The 15,679-nt window shown below is 49.9% G+C and carries 13 protein-coding genes; 11 read left to right on the top strand and 2 right to left on the bottom strand.

The features are described 5' to 3' along the window. The first annotated feature begins 15 nt into the window (after window positions 1–15). From DXA55_RS06500 to pulA, 4 genes are all read left to right on the top strand, one after another. Window positions 16–1,329 (top strand): extracellular solute-binding protein, encoded by a 1,314-nt coding sequence (locus tag DXA55_RS06500; protein WP_117510163.1) that lies wholly within the window; start codon window positions 16–18, stop codon window positions 1,327–1,329. A 101-nt stretch (window positions 1,330–1,430) separates the two neighbouring features. Next, window positions 1,431–2,804: a carbohydrate ABC transporter permease gene (locus tag DXA55_RS06495; protein WP_117510162.1), complete on the top strand. Its 1,374-nt coding sequence runs from the start codon at window positions 1,431–1,433 to the stop codon at window positions 2,802–2,804. Further along, a complete protein-coding gene (locus DXA55_RS06490) occupies window positions 2,804–3,682 on the top strand; it encodes a sugar ABC transporter permease (protein WP_226906336.1) in 879 nt (292 codons plus the stop codon). Before DXA55_RS06495 ends, DXA55_RS06490 begins: the two co-directional genes overlap by 1 nt. A 435-nt stretch (window positions 3,683–4,117) precedes the next feature. Then, entirely contained in the window at window positions 4,118–8,083 is a 3,966-nt protein-coding gene (gene pulA, locus DXA55_RS06480; protein ID WP_117813401.1) for a type I pullulanase, read from the top strand. A gap of 221 nt (window positions 8,084–8,304) precedes the next feature. Here pulA and DXA55_RS06475 read toward each other — a convergent pair whose 3' ends face one another. Continuing rightward, window positions 8,305–8,685 carry a 4Fe-4S binding protein gene (locus tag DXA55_RS06475; protein WP_022463049.1) on the bottom strand — a complete coding sequence of 127 codons (381 nt, stop codon included), beginning with the start codon at window positions 8,683–8,685 and terminating at the stop codon, window positions 8,305–8,307. A 314-nt stretch (window positions 8,686–8,999) separates the two neighbouring features. Between DXA55_RS06475 and DXA55_RS06465 the strand changes: the two genes are divergently transcribed. The 7 genes from DXA55_RS06465 to DXA55_RS18525 all read left to right on the top strand — a co-directional run bounded on the left by DXA55_RS06465 (window position 9,000) and on the right by DXA55_RS18525 (window position 14,061). After that, a complete protein-coding gene (locus DXA55_RS06465) occupies window positions 9,000–9,839 on the top strand; it encodes a C39 family peptidase (RefSeq protein WP_117813398.1) in 840 nt (279 codons plus the stop codon). A 65-nt stretch (window positions 9,840–9,904) separates the two neighbouring features. Beyond that, window positions 9,905–10,162: a sporulation transcriptional regulator SpoIIID gene (spoIIID, locus tag DXA55_RS06460; RefSeq protein WP_055220903.1), complete on the top strand. Its 258-nt coding sequence runs from the start codon at window positions 9,905–9,907 to the stop codon at window positions 10,160–10,162. A gap of 86 nt (window positions 10,163–10,248) precedes the next feature. Continuing rightward, on the top strand, window positions 10,249–10,995 hold the full coding sequence (locus DXA55_RS06455; RefSeq protein WP_117813453.1) for a copper homeostasis protein CutC: 747 nt from the start codon (window positions 10,249–10,251) through the stop codon (window positions 10,993–10,995). 38 nt (window positions 10,996–11,033) lie between these two features. Next, on the top strand, window positions 11,034–12,293 hold the full coding sequence (locus DXA55_RS06450) for a M20/M25/M40 family metallo-hydrolase (RefSeq protein ID WP_117813396.1): 1,260 nt from the start codon (window positions 11,034–11,036) through the stop codon (window positions 12,291–12,293). Window positions 12,294–12,308: 15 nt separating this feature from the next. Next, the gene (locus DXA55_RS06445) at window positions 12,309–13,238 is read left to right on the top strand and encodes a nucleotidyltransferase family protein (protein WP_055220899.1); all 930 of its coding nucleotides are present in this window, start codon (window positions 12,309–12,311) and stop codon (window positions 13,236–13,238) included. 98 nt (window positions 13,239–13,336) lie between these two features. After that, the gene (locus DXA55_RS06440; RefSeq protein WP_330415141.1) at window positions 13,337–13,819 is read left to right on the top strand and encodes a glycosyltransferase family 2 protein; all 483 of its coding nucleotides are present in this window, start codon (window positions 13,337–13,339) and stop codon (window positions 13,817–13,819) included. After that, a complete protein-coding gene (locus DXA55_RS18525; protein WP_330415140.1) occupies window positions 13,762–14,061 on the top strand; it encodes a hypothetical protein in 300 nt (99 codons plus the stop codon). The genes DXA55_RS06440 and DXA55_RS18525 overlap by 58 nt, the downstream gene beginning before the upstream one ends. 178 nt (window positions 14,062–14,239) lie before the next feature. On the opposite strand, the gene DXA55_RS06435 is transcribed toward DXA55_RS18525, so the two are convergent. Further along, on the bottom strand, window positions 14,240–15,277 hold the full coding sequence (locus tag DXA55_RS06435) for a hypothetical protein (protein ID WP_117813394.1): 1,038 nt from the start codon (window positions 15,275–15,277) through the stop codon (window positions 14,240–14,242). Window positions 15,278–15,679 lie beyond the last annotated feature (402 nt).

Genomic DNA, 15,679 nt, shown 5'->3' with positions numbered 1-15,679 from the left:
AGGAGGATTTTCAATATGAAAAAGAAAGTAGTATCTATTATGATGACCGCAGCACTTGCAGTTGGCATGCTGGCAGGATGCGGAAACAGCGACAGCGGTTCTTCAAATGCCGCTTCCGGAAACGATTCCAAGAGCACATCCGAGGCAGGAAGCACAAGCGCATCTGCTTCCAACGCAGCAGAGGAAGAGGAAATTACCACAACCCTTACCGTATGGTCTCCGTCAGAGGATCAGGCAAGCGACAGCGGTGAGTGGCTGCAGACCATGTGCAATCAGTTTGCAGAGGAGCATCCATCCTGGCACATTACCTTTGATTACGGTGTATGCGCAGAGAGCGATGCAAAAGATACCGTAACACAGGACGTTGAAGGAGCAGCAGATGTTTACATGTTTGCAAACGACAACCTGACATCCCTGATCGCTGCAAACGGAATTTCAAAACTCGGCGGACAGACAGTTGAGGAGGTAAAAGAGAACAACTCTCAGGCAATTGTAGATTCCGTATCCGTTGACGGCGATATCTACGGTGTACCATTCACCACAAACACCTGGTTTATGTACTATGATAAATCTGCATTCACTGAGGATGAAGTGAAAAACCTGGATACCATGATCGCAAAAGACAAGATTTCCTTCCCGATTACAAACTCCTGGTACATTGCTTCCTTCTACGTAGCAAACGGCTGTACGCTGTTCGGTGAGGACGGAACAGACGAGGCAGCAGGCGTTGACTTCGAAGGCGACAAAGCAAAAGCAGTAACCGATTACCTGGTTGACCTGGTAAACAATCCGAACTTCGTATCTGATGCAGACGGATCCGGTCTTTCCGGTCTGCGTGACGGTTCTGTAAAAGCAATGTTCTCCGGTTCCTGGGATGCATCCGCAGTTAAAGAGGCACTCGGTGATAATTACGGTGTTGTACAGCTTCCGACCATCACCATCAACGGCGAGGAGAAACAGATGAAATCCTTCTCCGGCTCTAAAGCAATCGGTGTGAATCCGAACTGTGAATATCCGCAGGTTGCAGTTGCTCTTGCAAGATATCTCGGAAGCGCAGATGCTCAGAAAGCACACTATGAAATGAGAAACGTAGTTCCGTGTAACGAAGAGCTGCTTTCCCAGATCACAGACGATGCACTGGTAACTGCTCAGAACGATACCTTCAACAATACTTCTATCATCCAGCCGTTCGTTAAGAATATGAGCAACTACTGGACTCCGGCAGAGAATTTTGGTAAATCTCTGGTCAACGGTGAAGTTACCCATGATAACGCTGCAGAAATGACAGAGAAACTGAACACAAGCATGAATACTTCTGCAGTCGAGTAAGTAAAACCGGCTCTGAAGCGTTCGAAAATCAACAGGATTGAAACCGCAGGCATTGTCAGACACCAGGATTGACAATGCCTGTCTTTCGGAAAGGATAGATTATGGCATCATTGAAAAAACGCGCCAAAGAGTTTGAGACTCCCTATCCGGTGACAAAAGCCATCACAAAGGGCGATGCGGTCACGAAACTTTCCATGCTTGTCATGGGACTGGGAAATCTGGCTCACAAACAGATCGTAAAGGGTATTTTATTTCTGGCAGTAGAAATTGCGTATCTCCTGTTTATGATCGAGGGCGGTATCAACAATCTCTATCATCTCATCACCCTGGGCGGCCGTGCGCAGGAAGAGGTGTGGAACGAGGCCAAGGGTATTTATGAATATACCGGCGGCGATATGACAATTCTGTTCCTGCTCTACGGAGTGGCAACGATTTTTATTACGGTTCTCTTCTTTATGATCTGGCGTGTCAATATGAAGAGCGCTTACGAGGTAGAGTGCCGTGCAAAGGAAGGGAAACATATCAACACCATCAAAGAGGATCTGGAAGCACTCGTTGACAAGAGACTGCACTGGACCCTGCTGACACTTCCGATTCTTGGTATTGTGATTTTCACAATCCTTCCACTGGTCTTTATGATCTGTATGGCTTTCACCAGCTACAGTAAAGTCGGCGATCATCTGACGATTTTCCACTGGGTTGGACTGAAAAATTTCAGTACGGTTCTTGGCATGGGCAACTCGATCGGCAAGACATTCTGGTCTGTTCTTGGATGGACACTGATCTGGGCTGTGCTCGCTACCTTCCTGAACTATATTTTTGGTATGATTCTTGCGATTGTCATCAACCGTAAAACGACCCGCATCAAGGGATTCTGGAGATTCTGCTTTATGCTCTCCGCTGCAATTCCGCAGTTCGTTTCTCTTCTTCTGATGCGTACGATGTTAAAGGACAACGGCCTGGTCAACAATCTTTTGATTCAGGCCGGGCTGATCAGCAGTCCGCTTCCGTTCCTGACAAATGCGACCTGGGCGAGAGCGACGGTTGTTATCATCAACCTCTGGGTTGGTATTCCGTTTACCATGATGCAGGTTACCGGTATCTTACAGAACATTCCGGGTGAGCTTTACGAGGCAGCCCGTGTGGACGGCGCAGGCCCTGTGACAATTTTCTTTAAAATTACGCTGCCGTATATGCTGTTTGTCACGACTCCGTATCTGATTACAACGTTTACGGGTAATATCAACAACTTCAACGTTATTTATCTGCTGACTGCAGGAGCACCGGTTCCGGTCGGAGCAACCGCCGGAAAGACGGACCTTCTGGTTACCTGGCTGTACAAGCTGACGGTTGACTTACAGTACTTTAACGTTGGTGCGGTTGTCGGTATTCTTACCTTTGTCATTCTGGCTGTGGTTTCACTGATCACGTACCGGAATACTGGTTCTTACAAGAACGAGGAGGGATTCCAATAATGAATAACAAAGAGAAAAAAACACACTCCATGAAAGCGCGCGGAATGATTTCCGATGTGGTTGTACATGTGGTTCTGGCACTGCTTGCGATTGTGTGGGTGATTCCGGTTCTGTGGATTGCACTCTTAAGCTTCAGTACACAGAAAGGATCTTATGTTACCAGCTTTTTCCCAAAGGGATATACGCTTCATAATTATGTGCGTCTGTTTACAGATACGCAGGTGTTAGACTTTCCGCAGATGTTTAAGAACACATTTATCATTGCGGTGTTCAGTTGTCTGATTTCTACAATATTTGTGCTTTCGGTTTCTTACTGCATGTCGAGAATGCGGTTTAAAATCCGTAAGACTTACATGAACATCGCGATGATCTTAGGTCTGTTCCCGGCATTTATGTCGATGGTTGCTGTCTACTATATTTTAAAGGCAGTTGGCCTTTCGGAGGGATCGATGATCCGTGTGGCATTGATTCTGGTGTACTCGGGCGGTTCCGGAGCGGGATTCCTGCTTGCAAAGGGATTTTTTGATACGGTTCCGAAGGCACTGGATGAGGCGGCTTATCTGGATGGAGCAACGAGATTCCAGGTATTTACGAAGGTGACAATTCCACTGAGTAAGCCGATTATTGTGTACACGACTTTGAGTGCATTTCTGGGACCGTGGCTGGACTTTATTTTCGCAAAGGTTATCTGCAGAGCGAATGCGAAGTATTATACGGTTGCACTGGGTCTGTGGAAGATGCTGGAGAAGGAGTATATCGACAGCTGGTATACTTGCTTTGCGGCGGGAGCGGTTTGCATTTCGGTGCCGATTGCGATTTTGTTTGTTGTAATGCAGAGATATTATACAGATGGGCTTTCAGGAGCCGTCAAAGGATGATGTGTGGAGTAGCCGATGAGGGGTCGGCTGCTCTATTTGTGTGTGGGGGGGAGGGACGGATCTGGCTCCGGCGCCGTGGCACCTGCCGCACAGACGGGCGCGGTGGCATCGGCGGGCGGATGATGCCAATGCGCCCGTCTGCGCGGCAGGTGCCACGACGCCGGAGCCAGATCCGTGGGGTTGGAGGACGGGAGGAGGGGCTGGATCTGCCCGGAGGCAGATCGGCGTGAAATTGTTGTGTGTGGAAGGGGAGAGTGTGTTGGAGGACGGGAGGATAGGCTGGATCTGTCCGGAGGGCAGATCGGCGTGAGTTTATTGACTGGTGCGAAGTTTGGAGATAGAATGAAAAAAATATTTCCGGAGTTTTTTGTGATTGATTTATGAGAACAGAAAAGTTCCGGGAACATATTGTGTAAAATTTGGAGGTTTTGCGGTATGGATAGGATTCGACTGAATGCTTCGGAGTGGATGGATTTCCGGAGTGGAGAAAAGAAGTGTTTTTTGCTGACGAACGGACTGGGAGGTTATTGTTCGCTGACGGTGATGGGGAATGCGGCGAGGAATGATCAGGCGCTGTTGATGGGGGCGCTGAAGGCGCCTACGGTGCGGGAGCATCTGATTTCGAATGTCTGGGAGACGTTGGAGGTGGATGGTGAGGAGACGGAGCTGTTTTCACAGGAGTTTGTGAATCGGACGCAGAATGTGGAGGGGTTTCGGTTTCTGGAAGGATTTGAGATGGGGAGTCTGCCGGTATGGTTTTACCGGGTGAAGGGGGTTGAGATTGAGAAGACGATTGGGATGGTTCAGGGGGAGAATACGGTTCTTGTCCGGTATCGGGTGAGAAGTGGGAAGAAGGGGAGTTTTTCGGTTCGGCCGGTGATGCGGTTTGCGGCGAAGGGGGAGCAGCTGCAGGAGGGGCAGGATTTTGCGGTGGATCGGAAGTGCATTGCGAGCAATGGTGTGATTCTTTCTTATGGGACAAATGGGGAGCTTCAGATGGAGAAGGAGAGGATCTGGAGGGATTTGTTTTTTGAGCAGGATGCACGGGATGGAAGAGATGGCATCGGAAGTGCTGTCGTGAATCACCGGATTCGGTTTGAGATGACGGGAGACGGCAGGGAGCAGGTCTTTTTTGTTGTGTATAGTCTCGCGGATGATGTGGATAAGTGGGATGAGGAAAGGATTGCGCTGTGGATAGAAGAGGAAGAAAAGCGGCAGGAGGCGATTGCGGAAAAGTCCGGGATTTCTGATCCGGTGGGAAAGCGGCTGGCGGTGAGTGCGAGTCAGTATATTACGGAACGGGCATCGACAGGCGGGAAGAGTATTATGGCTGGCTTTCCTTATTTTGCGGACTGGGGGCGGGATACGATGATTTCGCTTCCGGGATGCACGCTGGCAATTGGGGAGTATGAGGAGTGTAAGAGCATTCTTCGGACTTTTATGGCATATACAAAAGAAGGACTGATGCCGAACCTGTTTCCGGAGGGGGATGCGCTTCCGATGTATAATACGGTGGATGCGGCACTTTTGTTTCTGGATGTGGTGTATGAGTATTACCTTGAGACAGGAGATGTGGAGTTTGTACGTGAGGCGTTTCCGGTGATGGAGGATATTGTGTTCTGGTATCAGAAGGGAACGGATTTCCATATTAAAATGGACAGTGACGGGCTGATTATGGCCGGGGGCGGTCTGGAGCAGGTGACGTGGATGGATGTGCGGATTGACAAGGAGCTGCCGACACCGCGTCACGGGAAGCCGGTGGAGATTAATGCGTACTGGTATAATGGTCTGAGGATTCTGGAAGAGCTGGCGCCATTTGTCGGAAAGGATGGATCGGCGTATGGGAAGCTTGCGGAGCAGGTGAAGAAGAGTTTCCTCGAAAAGTTCTGGATGGAAGAGGAAGGATATCTGAAGGATGTGCTGAACGGCACGTATGAAGAGAAGCAGTTTCGATGCAATCAGGTCTTTGTGCTGGCGCTTCCGTTTCAGATGGTGAGTCAGAAGCAGGGGCAGCGGATCTTACAGGAGGTCAAAGAAAAGCTGTATACGACAGCAGGACTGCGGTCATTGGAGATGGAGGATCCGGCGTTTCATCCATGGATCGGCGGAAGTCAGCCGGAGCGTGACAGGGCATATCATCAGGGGACAGTCTGGGGATTTCCACTTGGGGCGTATTTCCGCGCGGTGCTGAACTATTTCCCGAAGGAGGGAAAACAGGAAGTGCATCGCGGACTGGAGCGTCTTGCGAGCTGGATGCAGGAAGGATGCCTGTTTCATCTGGCGGAGATTTATGATGGTGCGGCGCCGGTGATGTCGAAGGGCTGCTATGCGCAGGCGTGGAGTGTCGGAGAGATTCTGCGAGTTTACAAAGAAATAGAGGGAAAGAAGATGAATGCGGTGGTGAAAAGAACGCCGGCGGAGTGGAAAAGCTTTTTTGAATCGGAAGAATTTGTGGAAAACTTTACGTATGAAGGGGATGACCTCGGTGTCTCGGTGAAGAAGAGCAGGGAATGTGATGGAAACTGGCAGATGCCGAAAAAGGATGAACAGTTTGTGACAGAGTGGAAGCTCTGGGCGCCGACAGCAATGGAGGTTTCGCTGGAGCTGTTTTCACGTGGCAGCAGCCGGGAGCACGGGGACCGAAAAATAGCCTCGATTGCGATGACGCGCGGTGAAAAGGGTGTCTGGAGTTGTGCATTGCAGGGAGCGCGGTATGGAACGTATTATACGTATCACATTCTGCACTCAGATGGCGTTTTTGATACGGTCGATCCGTACGGCGTGGCTTCCGGTGTTGATTCGGAGCGGAGTATGGTAGTAAATCTTGCAGAGACGGACCCGGTGGGCTGGGAGCAGGATAAAAGACCGGAAATCCGGCCGGAGGACCGCTGTGTGTATGAGCTTCATGTGAAGGATTTTTCAAGCGATCCGAATTCCGGTGTTTCGGATAAGCACCGTGGAAAGTTTCTGGCATTTACGGAAGAAGGCACAACGCTGAATGGAGACGGAATTCATGCGACAGGGCTCGATTATCTGAAGTCGCTTGGCATTTCTCATGTGCATCTGCTTCCTGTTTTCGATTTCGGAAGTGTGCCGGAAGACGATGCGGAAGCGTTCAACTGGGGCTACGACCCGGTGCAGTACAATGTGCCGGAGGGATCCTATGCAACCGATCCTTTCCACGGAGAGGTACGTATCCGGGAAATGAAGGAAATGGTTCAGGCACTGCATAAAGCCGGCATCGGCGTGATTATGGATGTGGTATACAATCATACGTATAATCTCGATTCGCCGCTTCAGAAAACAGTTCCTTATTATTATTACCGTGAATGGGAGGATGGCACGATTTCCAATGGCTCCGACTGTGGAAACGAGACGGCAAGTGAGCGGGAGATGTTCCGCCGCTTTATGGTTCACTCGGTTTGTTACTGGGCGAAGGAATATCATATCGACGGTTTCCGCTTCGATCTGATGGCACTGCATGACACGGAGACCATGAATGCGATCCGCACAGCTCTGAACCGGATGCCGCGCGGCGAGGAGATTCTGGTTTACGGTGAACCGTGGAAAGCAGCGGCAAGCGCAATGCAGGAGGGATATTTTCCGTCGGATAAACAGAATATCGGAAAGCTGATGGATGGCATTTCCATGTTCTGTGACGATACGAGAGATTCCATCAAGGGAAGTGTTTTCATTGCCGCAGAGGGGGGCTATGTCAATGGAAAAGAGCGTCTTTCAGCAGGAATACTTTCCGCGACAGACGGCTGGCTGGACGGAAAAGGAGCCTATGAGCCGCGCAATGCGAGCCAGCTGATTCCGTATGTGTCGGCACATGATAATTATACACTGTGGGATAAATTAAAACTGTCCGATCCGAAGCGGAAGGAGGATGCGGAGCCGGATTTTGACAAGATGGATGAGCGGACGCTTTCGATGAACCGTCTGGCGGCGGGCATTGTGATGACCTGCAAGGGAATGCCGTTTTTCCAGGCGGGTGAGGAATTTGCGCGCACGAAGCATGGCGAAGAAAACAGCTTCAAATCGTCGTGGCAGCTCAACAAAATTGACTGGACACGCGCCTTAGAGCAGGAAGAGCTGGTGGACTATTACCGTGGTCTTCTCGCTCTGCGCCGAAAATTTCAGGCATACGGAACGTGCGAGCCGGACTGTAAAAAGACATTTTTCCGTGAAAACCAGATCGCAGGTTACGAACTGGAATACCCGGATGGCCGCGCAGTCTGCGTCTTCTACAATCCATGGGAAAAAGAAGCTTTTCAGAAACTCCCGGAAGGAAACTGGAAACTGCTCTGCGATGGAAAACGCTGTGCAGAGGATGGAGCAGAGATGAAAGAAAGCATGATGCTTCCAGCAAAATCGATGGTTCTGCTGGCGTGGGAGTAAAATTGTAAATTTTGTCCCTTTTTGTCGGAATGCCGTCTGTGGAAACGGGCATCGATCATTCTGCCAGGCAGCGAGCGGGAATCAATTGTTTTTCGTTTAAGATAAAAATGCACTGTGAAATTGTCCGACGACGTTCCACAGTGCATTTTTATGTTTATGTGAGCAATGAGTCAGGATCTGTGCTTACACGAGATCCTGGCGATATCTAAGAGTTCGGATCATTATTCGTCCACAACTTCCAGTACATCCATCGGACAGGCTTTTGCGCAGATACCGCAGGCAATACATTTGGAAGCCGGATTGCCCTCGGTTTTTACGATCAGGCCAAATGGACAGGCCTTCGCACAGGCTCCGCATCCCGTACATTTTTTCTTGTTGATCATGTAAACGCCCTTCGGGTTCTGGGTAATGGCGCCTTCCGGACAGGCCTCGGCACATTTACCGCACTGCGGACAGGCGATCGGGCGGACAGCCTTTTTCTCTACGATCTGCAGACATGCCTTGTCCGGATCAAATACCTTATAAAATGCCTCAGAACATGCTCCCACACAGGCAAGACAAGCCATACAGGTGCTGCCTTTTTTTACTTTCAGTTTTTTCATTTTGTTTTATCCTCCGCTTAAAGATGTTGTTTTTCCTATTTTACCATTTTTGAACTTTTTTCTCAATGATATTTCCGGAATTTGCCATCTTTTTCCTGCTTGCGGTTTTGCTTCCGTTTCGCATGGCTTTGCACAGATACAAAAAATCTTAAGAAAGCAGACGGAAAAAAAGCAGTTTTTCTTCGGAAAATATACAAAAAGAAAAATCGGAAATTTGTTATGATGAAAAGGAAGAATGTACTCTCAATCATCTCACAAAATCAGGCACAGAAAGATTTTGGGAGTACACCATAAGATCGGGAGGGGGATTTTTCATGATCCGTGAAAACAATACACTGGAATGGCAAGAGATAGCAGAACAAAAAAGAATGACACAAAGAAGGATAATACAAAGAAGAGAAAGAGCACGGAGACGAAAAAGAAAGGTATGGCGGATCCGCGGGCTGCTATTGCTGTTCGGCTGTCTTCTGTTTTTGGGCGGTGTGCGGCGCTTCCGGCAGAATCCGATCCAGCGGTATGCGAAAGCAAACGGCATTTCAATGGATCAGTACCCGGAGGAGCTGTTGTCGCTTTACGAGAGAAATAAAGAGACGGAGACGTTCGTCGAAGAATATCCGTTGAAAAAGGATGAGGAGCCGGAGATTGACCTGAGCGATCTGTCATCCGCATCGGAGGTTCCGCTTCTCTTGCAGTGGGATCAGAGATGGGGTTATCACCGGTATGCCGGTGAAATGATGGGTTTAAGCGGCTGCGGCCCGACAGCGCTTTCCATGGTTGCCATTTTCATGACCAGTGACATCACAAAAAATCCGCGCTGGGTCGCCGACTTTGCCTCACAGAACGGCTACGCCGTAGACGGCAGCGGAACAGCCTGGTCTCTGATGCTGGAAGGAGCCAGGCAGATCGGCCTTTCCAGCAAAGAAATCCCTGTGGAACGGGAACGGGTGGAAAACAACCTGCAGGCCGGAAACCCCATCATTGCCCTGATGGGACCCGGGGAGTTTACCAGCAACGGTCATTTTATCGTTCTTACCGGATTGCAGAATGGCAGACTGAAAATCAACGACCCAAACAGCAGAAAAAATTCCGAAAAAACCTGGGATATCGATCAGGTGCTGGAACAGACGAAAGCGGTATGGGTGTATTATAAATGAAATAGAAGACATACCTGTCATAGCCTCCGAATACACTGTAAAAACAGCGTCTTCGGAGGTTTTTTGTGAGGGACTATATCGAAGAGCGTGCTGTGGAGACAGCAATTTACATGATTGAGACGAAAGCGACCGTACGGCAGACGGCGAAAAAATTCGGAGTGAGCAAAAGTACCGTGCATAAGGATCTGACATCACGTCTGGTACAAGTGAATCCGGGTCTGGCGGCAGAGGCAAGGAAAATTCTGGATGTGAACAAGTCTGAACGCCACATTCGCGGCGGCATGGCAACGAGAGAAAAATATCTGCATCAGAAGCAGAAGTGAACGAAAGTGAACCAAAGAAGCTCTTTCCTAATTGCCTCAAATAGGGTATGATAGAGAAAGAAAATTACGAAAACAGAGGGAATTTTATGAACGATTATATCCTGGAAGTCTGTGTGGACTCGGCGGAGTCGGCGCTTGCGGCGGCAAAAGGCGGGGCAAGCCGGCTGGAGCTGTGTCAGAATCTGGTGATCGGCGGAACAACGCCGGGTTCGAAGCTGTTTGAGGTGATCCGCAGACAGACAACCATTCCGATTCATGCATTGATCCGCCCGCGGTTCGGGGATTTCTGCTACACCCCATATGAATTAGAAGAAATCCGCGAGGAAGTCGCGATGTACCGCGAACTTGGTGCAGAGGGCGTTGTGGTCGGTGTGCTGAAAGAGGATGGAACGATGAATATGGCGGCAATGGAACAGCTGATGGAGGCAGCCGACGGCATGTCCGTGACGCTGCACCGCGCGTTTGATGTCTGCCGCGATCCCAAAGAAGCGCTTGAGCAGGCGGTATCGCTTGGTATGAACACCATTCTTACCTCCGGTCAGCAGAACAGTGCGGTAAAAGGAGCAGAGCTTCTCGCCGAACTGCAGCGCCAGGCGGCGGGACGCATCCGTATTCAGGCGGGCGGCGGTATCTGCGCGGATGCGATCCGCGAGCTGTATCCGAAAACCGGCGTGACCGCCTACCATATGTCCGGAAAAATCGAACTGGCGAGCCCGATGCAGTACCGGAAAGAAAATGTGAACATGGGACTTCCATCCTTAAGCGAATACACCCTCTACCGCACGGACGTCAAAGCCGTACGCAGCGCGAGAGTGGTACTGGAAGAACTTTAAGAAAATAAAAAAAGAAAAGAAAAGGACATAACATTATTATGAAAGCAAATACCATCAGCGGCCAGCGGCAGTATGCGTTCGTCAGCCAGTTTAACTACATCCGCGAAGCCGGAACGGAAGGCGAAGAAAAAGCAGCCTGCCGGATCGAAAAAGAACTTTCTGAAATCGCAGAAAAATGGGGGCAGGGCGAATTGCAGATCCGCCGCGAGCCGTTCGAGATTGAGACATGGCAGGTTGACGAAGCTGTCTTTACGGTCACAGAGCCATATGAGAAAACATACACCGTCCGCGGCTGCTTCGCGGCAGCCAATACCGCTCCGGAAGGCGTGGAGGCACCATTCCTCTACGTAGAAAACGGCGACCCGGTCAGCCTTTCCCATGCAGAGGGGAAAATCGTCCTGATCAACGGCGGTGCCAATGCAGAAAACTATGAAAAACTGGAAAAAGCAGGAGCCGTCGGATTTCTGATCCTGACCGGAACGCCACTGGACAAAGATGAGGACCGTCTGCCGGACTACCGCACCCTGCGCGGCGTAAAAAATCCGAAACTGCCGTGCGCCGTCATTCATTATCTTGATGCGATGGAACTGGTAGAACGGGGAACGAGCCGTGCACGCCTCGTTTTACAGCAGAAAAAAATCAGGAGAACGTCGAAAAATATCATCCTGCGCATCCCGGGAACCGAGCAGCCAGAGGAAATCCTGACGCTGACGGCTCATTACGATTCCGTTCCGCAGGGACCTGGTGCATACGACAACATGGCGGGCGCAGCGATCATCATGGAGCTGGCACACTACTTCGCCGAAAACCGCCCGAAACGGACACTGGAATGCATCTGGTTCGGCGCGGAGGAGCTGGGTCTCTGCGGAAGCCGGGCGTATGTGAAAGCGCATGAAGCCGAGCTGGCGCAGCACCGCTTCAACATGAACGTCGACCTCGCCGGACAGGCCATCGGCGGAACCGTGCTTGGCGTGGCAGCAACGAAAGAGGCATGCGACGTGATCATGGAGCACTTAAAACAGGCGGACAAAGGCGTATCGCTCATCAACAACATCTGGAGCAGCGATTCCAACACCTTCGCATGGAAGGGCATCCCGGCGATGACGCTGAACCGCGATGGTTTCGGCATGCATACCTGCCACGATACGATCGACTGGATCTCCGCCTGGTCACTGAACCGGAGCGCCGGTGTCCTGGGCGAAATCGCCGAGTATCTGGCGGATGCAGAACCATTTCCATTTGAAAGAGAAATCCCGGCAGACTTTGCGGAGAGATTAAAAGTTTATTTTGGAGAATAAAAAGGAGAGAACATCATGAGCAAAAAACCAGTATTAGTCATCATGGCAGCAGGAATGGGAAGCCGTTACGGCGGATTAAAACAGATTGATCCGGTTGACCCGTACGGAAATATGATTATCGACTTTTCCATTTATGATGCAAAACAGGCAGGCTTTGAGAAAGTCATCTTTATCATCAAAAAAGCCATCGACGAGGCATTCCGCGAGGGCATCGGCAAGCGAATTGAGAAATACATGGATGTAGAGTATGTTTACCAGGAACTCGACGTTCTCCCGAAAGGCTACGAAGTGCCGGAAGGCCGCGTCAAACCGTGGGGAACCGGTCATGCGATTCTCTGTGCGGCAGAAGCCATCGACGGCGCACCGTTCGCCGTCATCAATTCCGATGATTATTATGGAAGAACGGCATTCGAGGAGATCTACCGCCAGCTGACAACCGAGCAGGACGGCGCGACCTATCAGTACGCGATGGTTGCCTACGACCTGTACAAAACCCTGACCGACAATGGCCACGTAGCCCGTGGCATCTGCACCGCAGACGACCAGAACCACCTTGTCGGCATTCATGAGCGCACAAGAATCGAGAACCACGGCGGACAGGCCGAATACACCGAGGATGACGGCGCAACCTGGACCGGACTGCCGCAGGGAACCATCGTTTCCATGAACCTCTGGGGCTTCACACCGAGCATTCTGATCGAGCTGAAACGCCGCTTCCTGCCGTTCCTCGAGAATGTATACAAAACCAACCCGTTAAAAGGCGAATACTTCCTGCCGTTCGTTGTCGATGAACTGCTGCAGGAGAAAAAAGCGGAAGTCACCGTACTCCGCTCCTATGATAACTGGTACGGCGTAACGTACAAAGAAGACAAAGAAAATGTCATGGCAGCACTGCAGAAATTAAAAGACGAGGGCCGTTATCCGCAGAAACTGTGGGAAGAATAACAAACGAACGGTACTGGGAAATTTTCTCCATGAGTGCATCTTTCGCAATGAAAAGAAATCCTGTATAATGGATGGAAGGAAATGCAAGGAGAATACCAATGGATACCTTATATATTGTAATACCAGCCTATAATGAGTCGGAAAATATCAAAAGAACGATCGAGGAATGGTGTCCCGTCGTGGAGAAGCATAACGGCGGCGGTGCGTCCCGTCTTGTGATCATCAACGACGGAAGCCGCGACGATACGTATGAAATTGCTTCAGCAGAGTGCGAAACCCACCCGTTGCTCACCGTGCTGACGAAGCCAAACGGCGGCCACGGTTCCACCGTTCTGTACGGCTACCGCTATGCACTTGAAAACGGTGCGGACTATATCTTCCAGACCGATTCCGACGGTCAGACCGATCCGGAGGAGTTCGAAAAGTTCTGGCAGATCCGCGAGGCTACGACGCCATTTTCGGAAACCGCACAAGCCGCGGCGACGGCTTTTCCCGCGCTGTCGTGGAAAAAGTGCTGTGCGCGGTGCTCTGGACCTATTTCCACGTATCCGTGCCGGATGCAAATGCCCCGTTCCGTCTGATGAAAACAGACTACGTGGCCGAGTATCTGCCGCTGATGCCGGAAAACTACAATCTGCCGAACGCACTGCTGACTGCCTTCGGAGCGTATTTTCACCGGAAAATCCGTTTCATCCCGATCAGCTTCAAGCCGCGTCAGGGAGGAACAAATTCCATCAACATCCGTAAAATTGTAAAAATCGGCCGTCAGGCGCTGCACGATTTCTGTGAGATTCAGAAAGCGGCTGCGAAAAAAAGAGGATAAAAAATAATATAAGAGAAGGAACGTATCCCATGTTTCATGAGATACGTTCCTTCTTTTTGTATGCTTATTTTTTATTATGGACCTTATTTTTAATAGAAGCGATGCGATCTTTTCTGATTCATGGAATCCTTTAGTGCCAGAAGTGATTCGATCAGGATCAGAAGCAGGATCACAGCGATCATGACTGCGAGGATCTGATTTGTTCGCTGATGGAACCAGGAGCCGATTCCTGTGTGTGCAGTCTGTGTATTCTCGGTCTGTGCGGCATTTTCAAGAGCTGCAGTTTCCGAAGTAATAATCTGTGCATCCGGGTCTGTTGTTCTGACAGATGGTACAATCTGCGTTGCGGCTGGAAGCTGGCTGGAAGAAGTAACAGCGGATGCGGTAACTTCCGGGTGATGGTGGAAAGATCAACTTCTTCGTCTTCTGTAACAACTGCGCTGGCAATCGGTTCTGCTGCGATCGGTTCGGATGCAGGAACCTGTTCCGGTGCGGTTTTGGATGCAGGAGCTGCGGTTTCCGGAAGAATATTTTCCTGTGCCGGCTGTTCCGAAGCAGATGGCTGTACCACGGTTGGGGTTTCTGCCGGTGCGGATGGCTGTTCCGGAACGGATGGTTCTGGAGCGGCCGGTTCTTCCGGAACTTCCGGTGCAGATGGCTCTTCTGGAAGAGATGGCTCCGGGTCAGTTGCCGGTGTTTCCGGGATTGCGGTACAGTAAACAAGAGAAGTCATCGCCGCCGAAGAATCCGTAATCACAACGGAACCGCCATTGGAAACGGCCTGTCCATTAACATAGAAGGAAATCTGATCCATATCCAGTGTGTAGCCAGGTTCCGTAACCATCGATACGGAGAACGTTCCGTTTACTTCCTCGACCGGTTCGCTGTTCTGATACAGGACATAGGAACCATCATCGGAAAGATATGACATGGTGACCGGCGCATCCATTGTGGAATCCTGAAATGTCAGGGCAGCATCGGTAAAAGCAAGGGCCGCCTGATCGGTGTTCAGATAGAATTCCAGGTCCTGTGCATCGTAATGGGTGAAGTGAATGGTAATTTCACCGGCGTCTGTATTTTCTGCACTTGGAACTGTCTCGGCTGCTGCCGAATACGGAGCGGAAAAAAATAATCCGGCCGCCAGGAGGCCTGCCATTCCGAATCTCAGAATCAAATTTCCTGTGTGTTTTTTCGTTGTCTGTGTGCTGTGTAACATATGACATCCTCCTTTCACCTGATCGGTTTCTAATGTCGGTCTGTTTTATTTTCCTGCGGTAAGTTTCACGTATAAATTGAAAGAAAAATAATTGATAAAATATAAATTTTCTTTCTTTTTAAAGATTATACCATATGTAGAAAGAAATATCATGTAAAAATAAAAAGTTAAAAGAAAATTTGAAAATGCGTCAAAAGTGGAAAAGGTTTGTAATGCATGTCGAAAAATAGAAAAAGAACTGTCACAATTTCTTAAAAAATATTTGCGGAAAAAGAGGGCAGAAAGGGCAGAATGTGAAACAAAAGCAAAATAAAAAGAAGGAAACAAGACACGGAAAAGTATTCCAGGCAGGCCGCATGCAGAAGAAAAAGTGGGAATAAAAACCGATCCAATTCGTCAAAA

The sequence above is a fragment of the Blautia sp. OF03-13 genome (assembly GCF_003460685.1).
Classification (GTDB): domain Bacteria; phylum Bacillota; class Clostridia; order Lachnospirales; family Lachnospiraceae; genus Fusicatenibacter; species Fusicatenibacter saccharivorans.
This window is presented reverse-complemented; position numbering and strand designations above follow the sequence as displayed.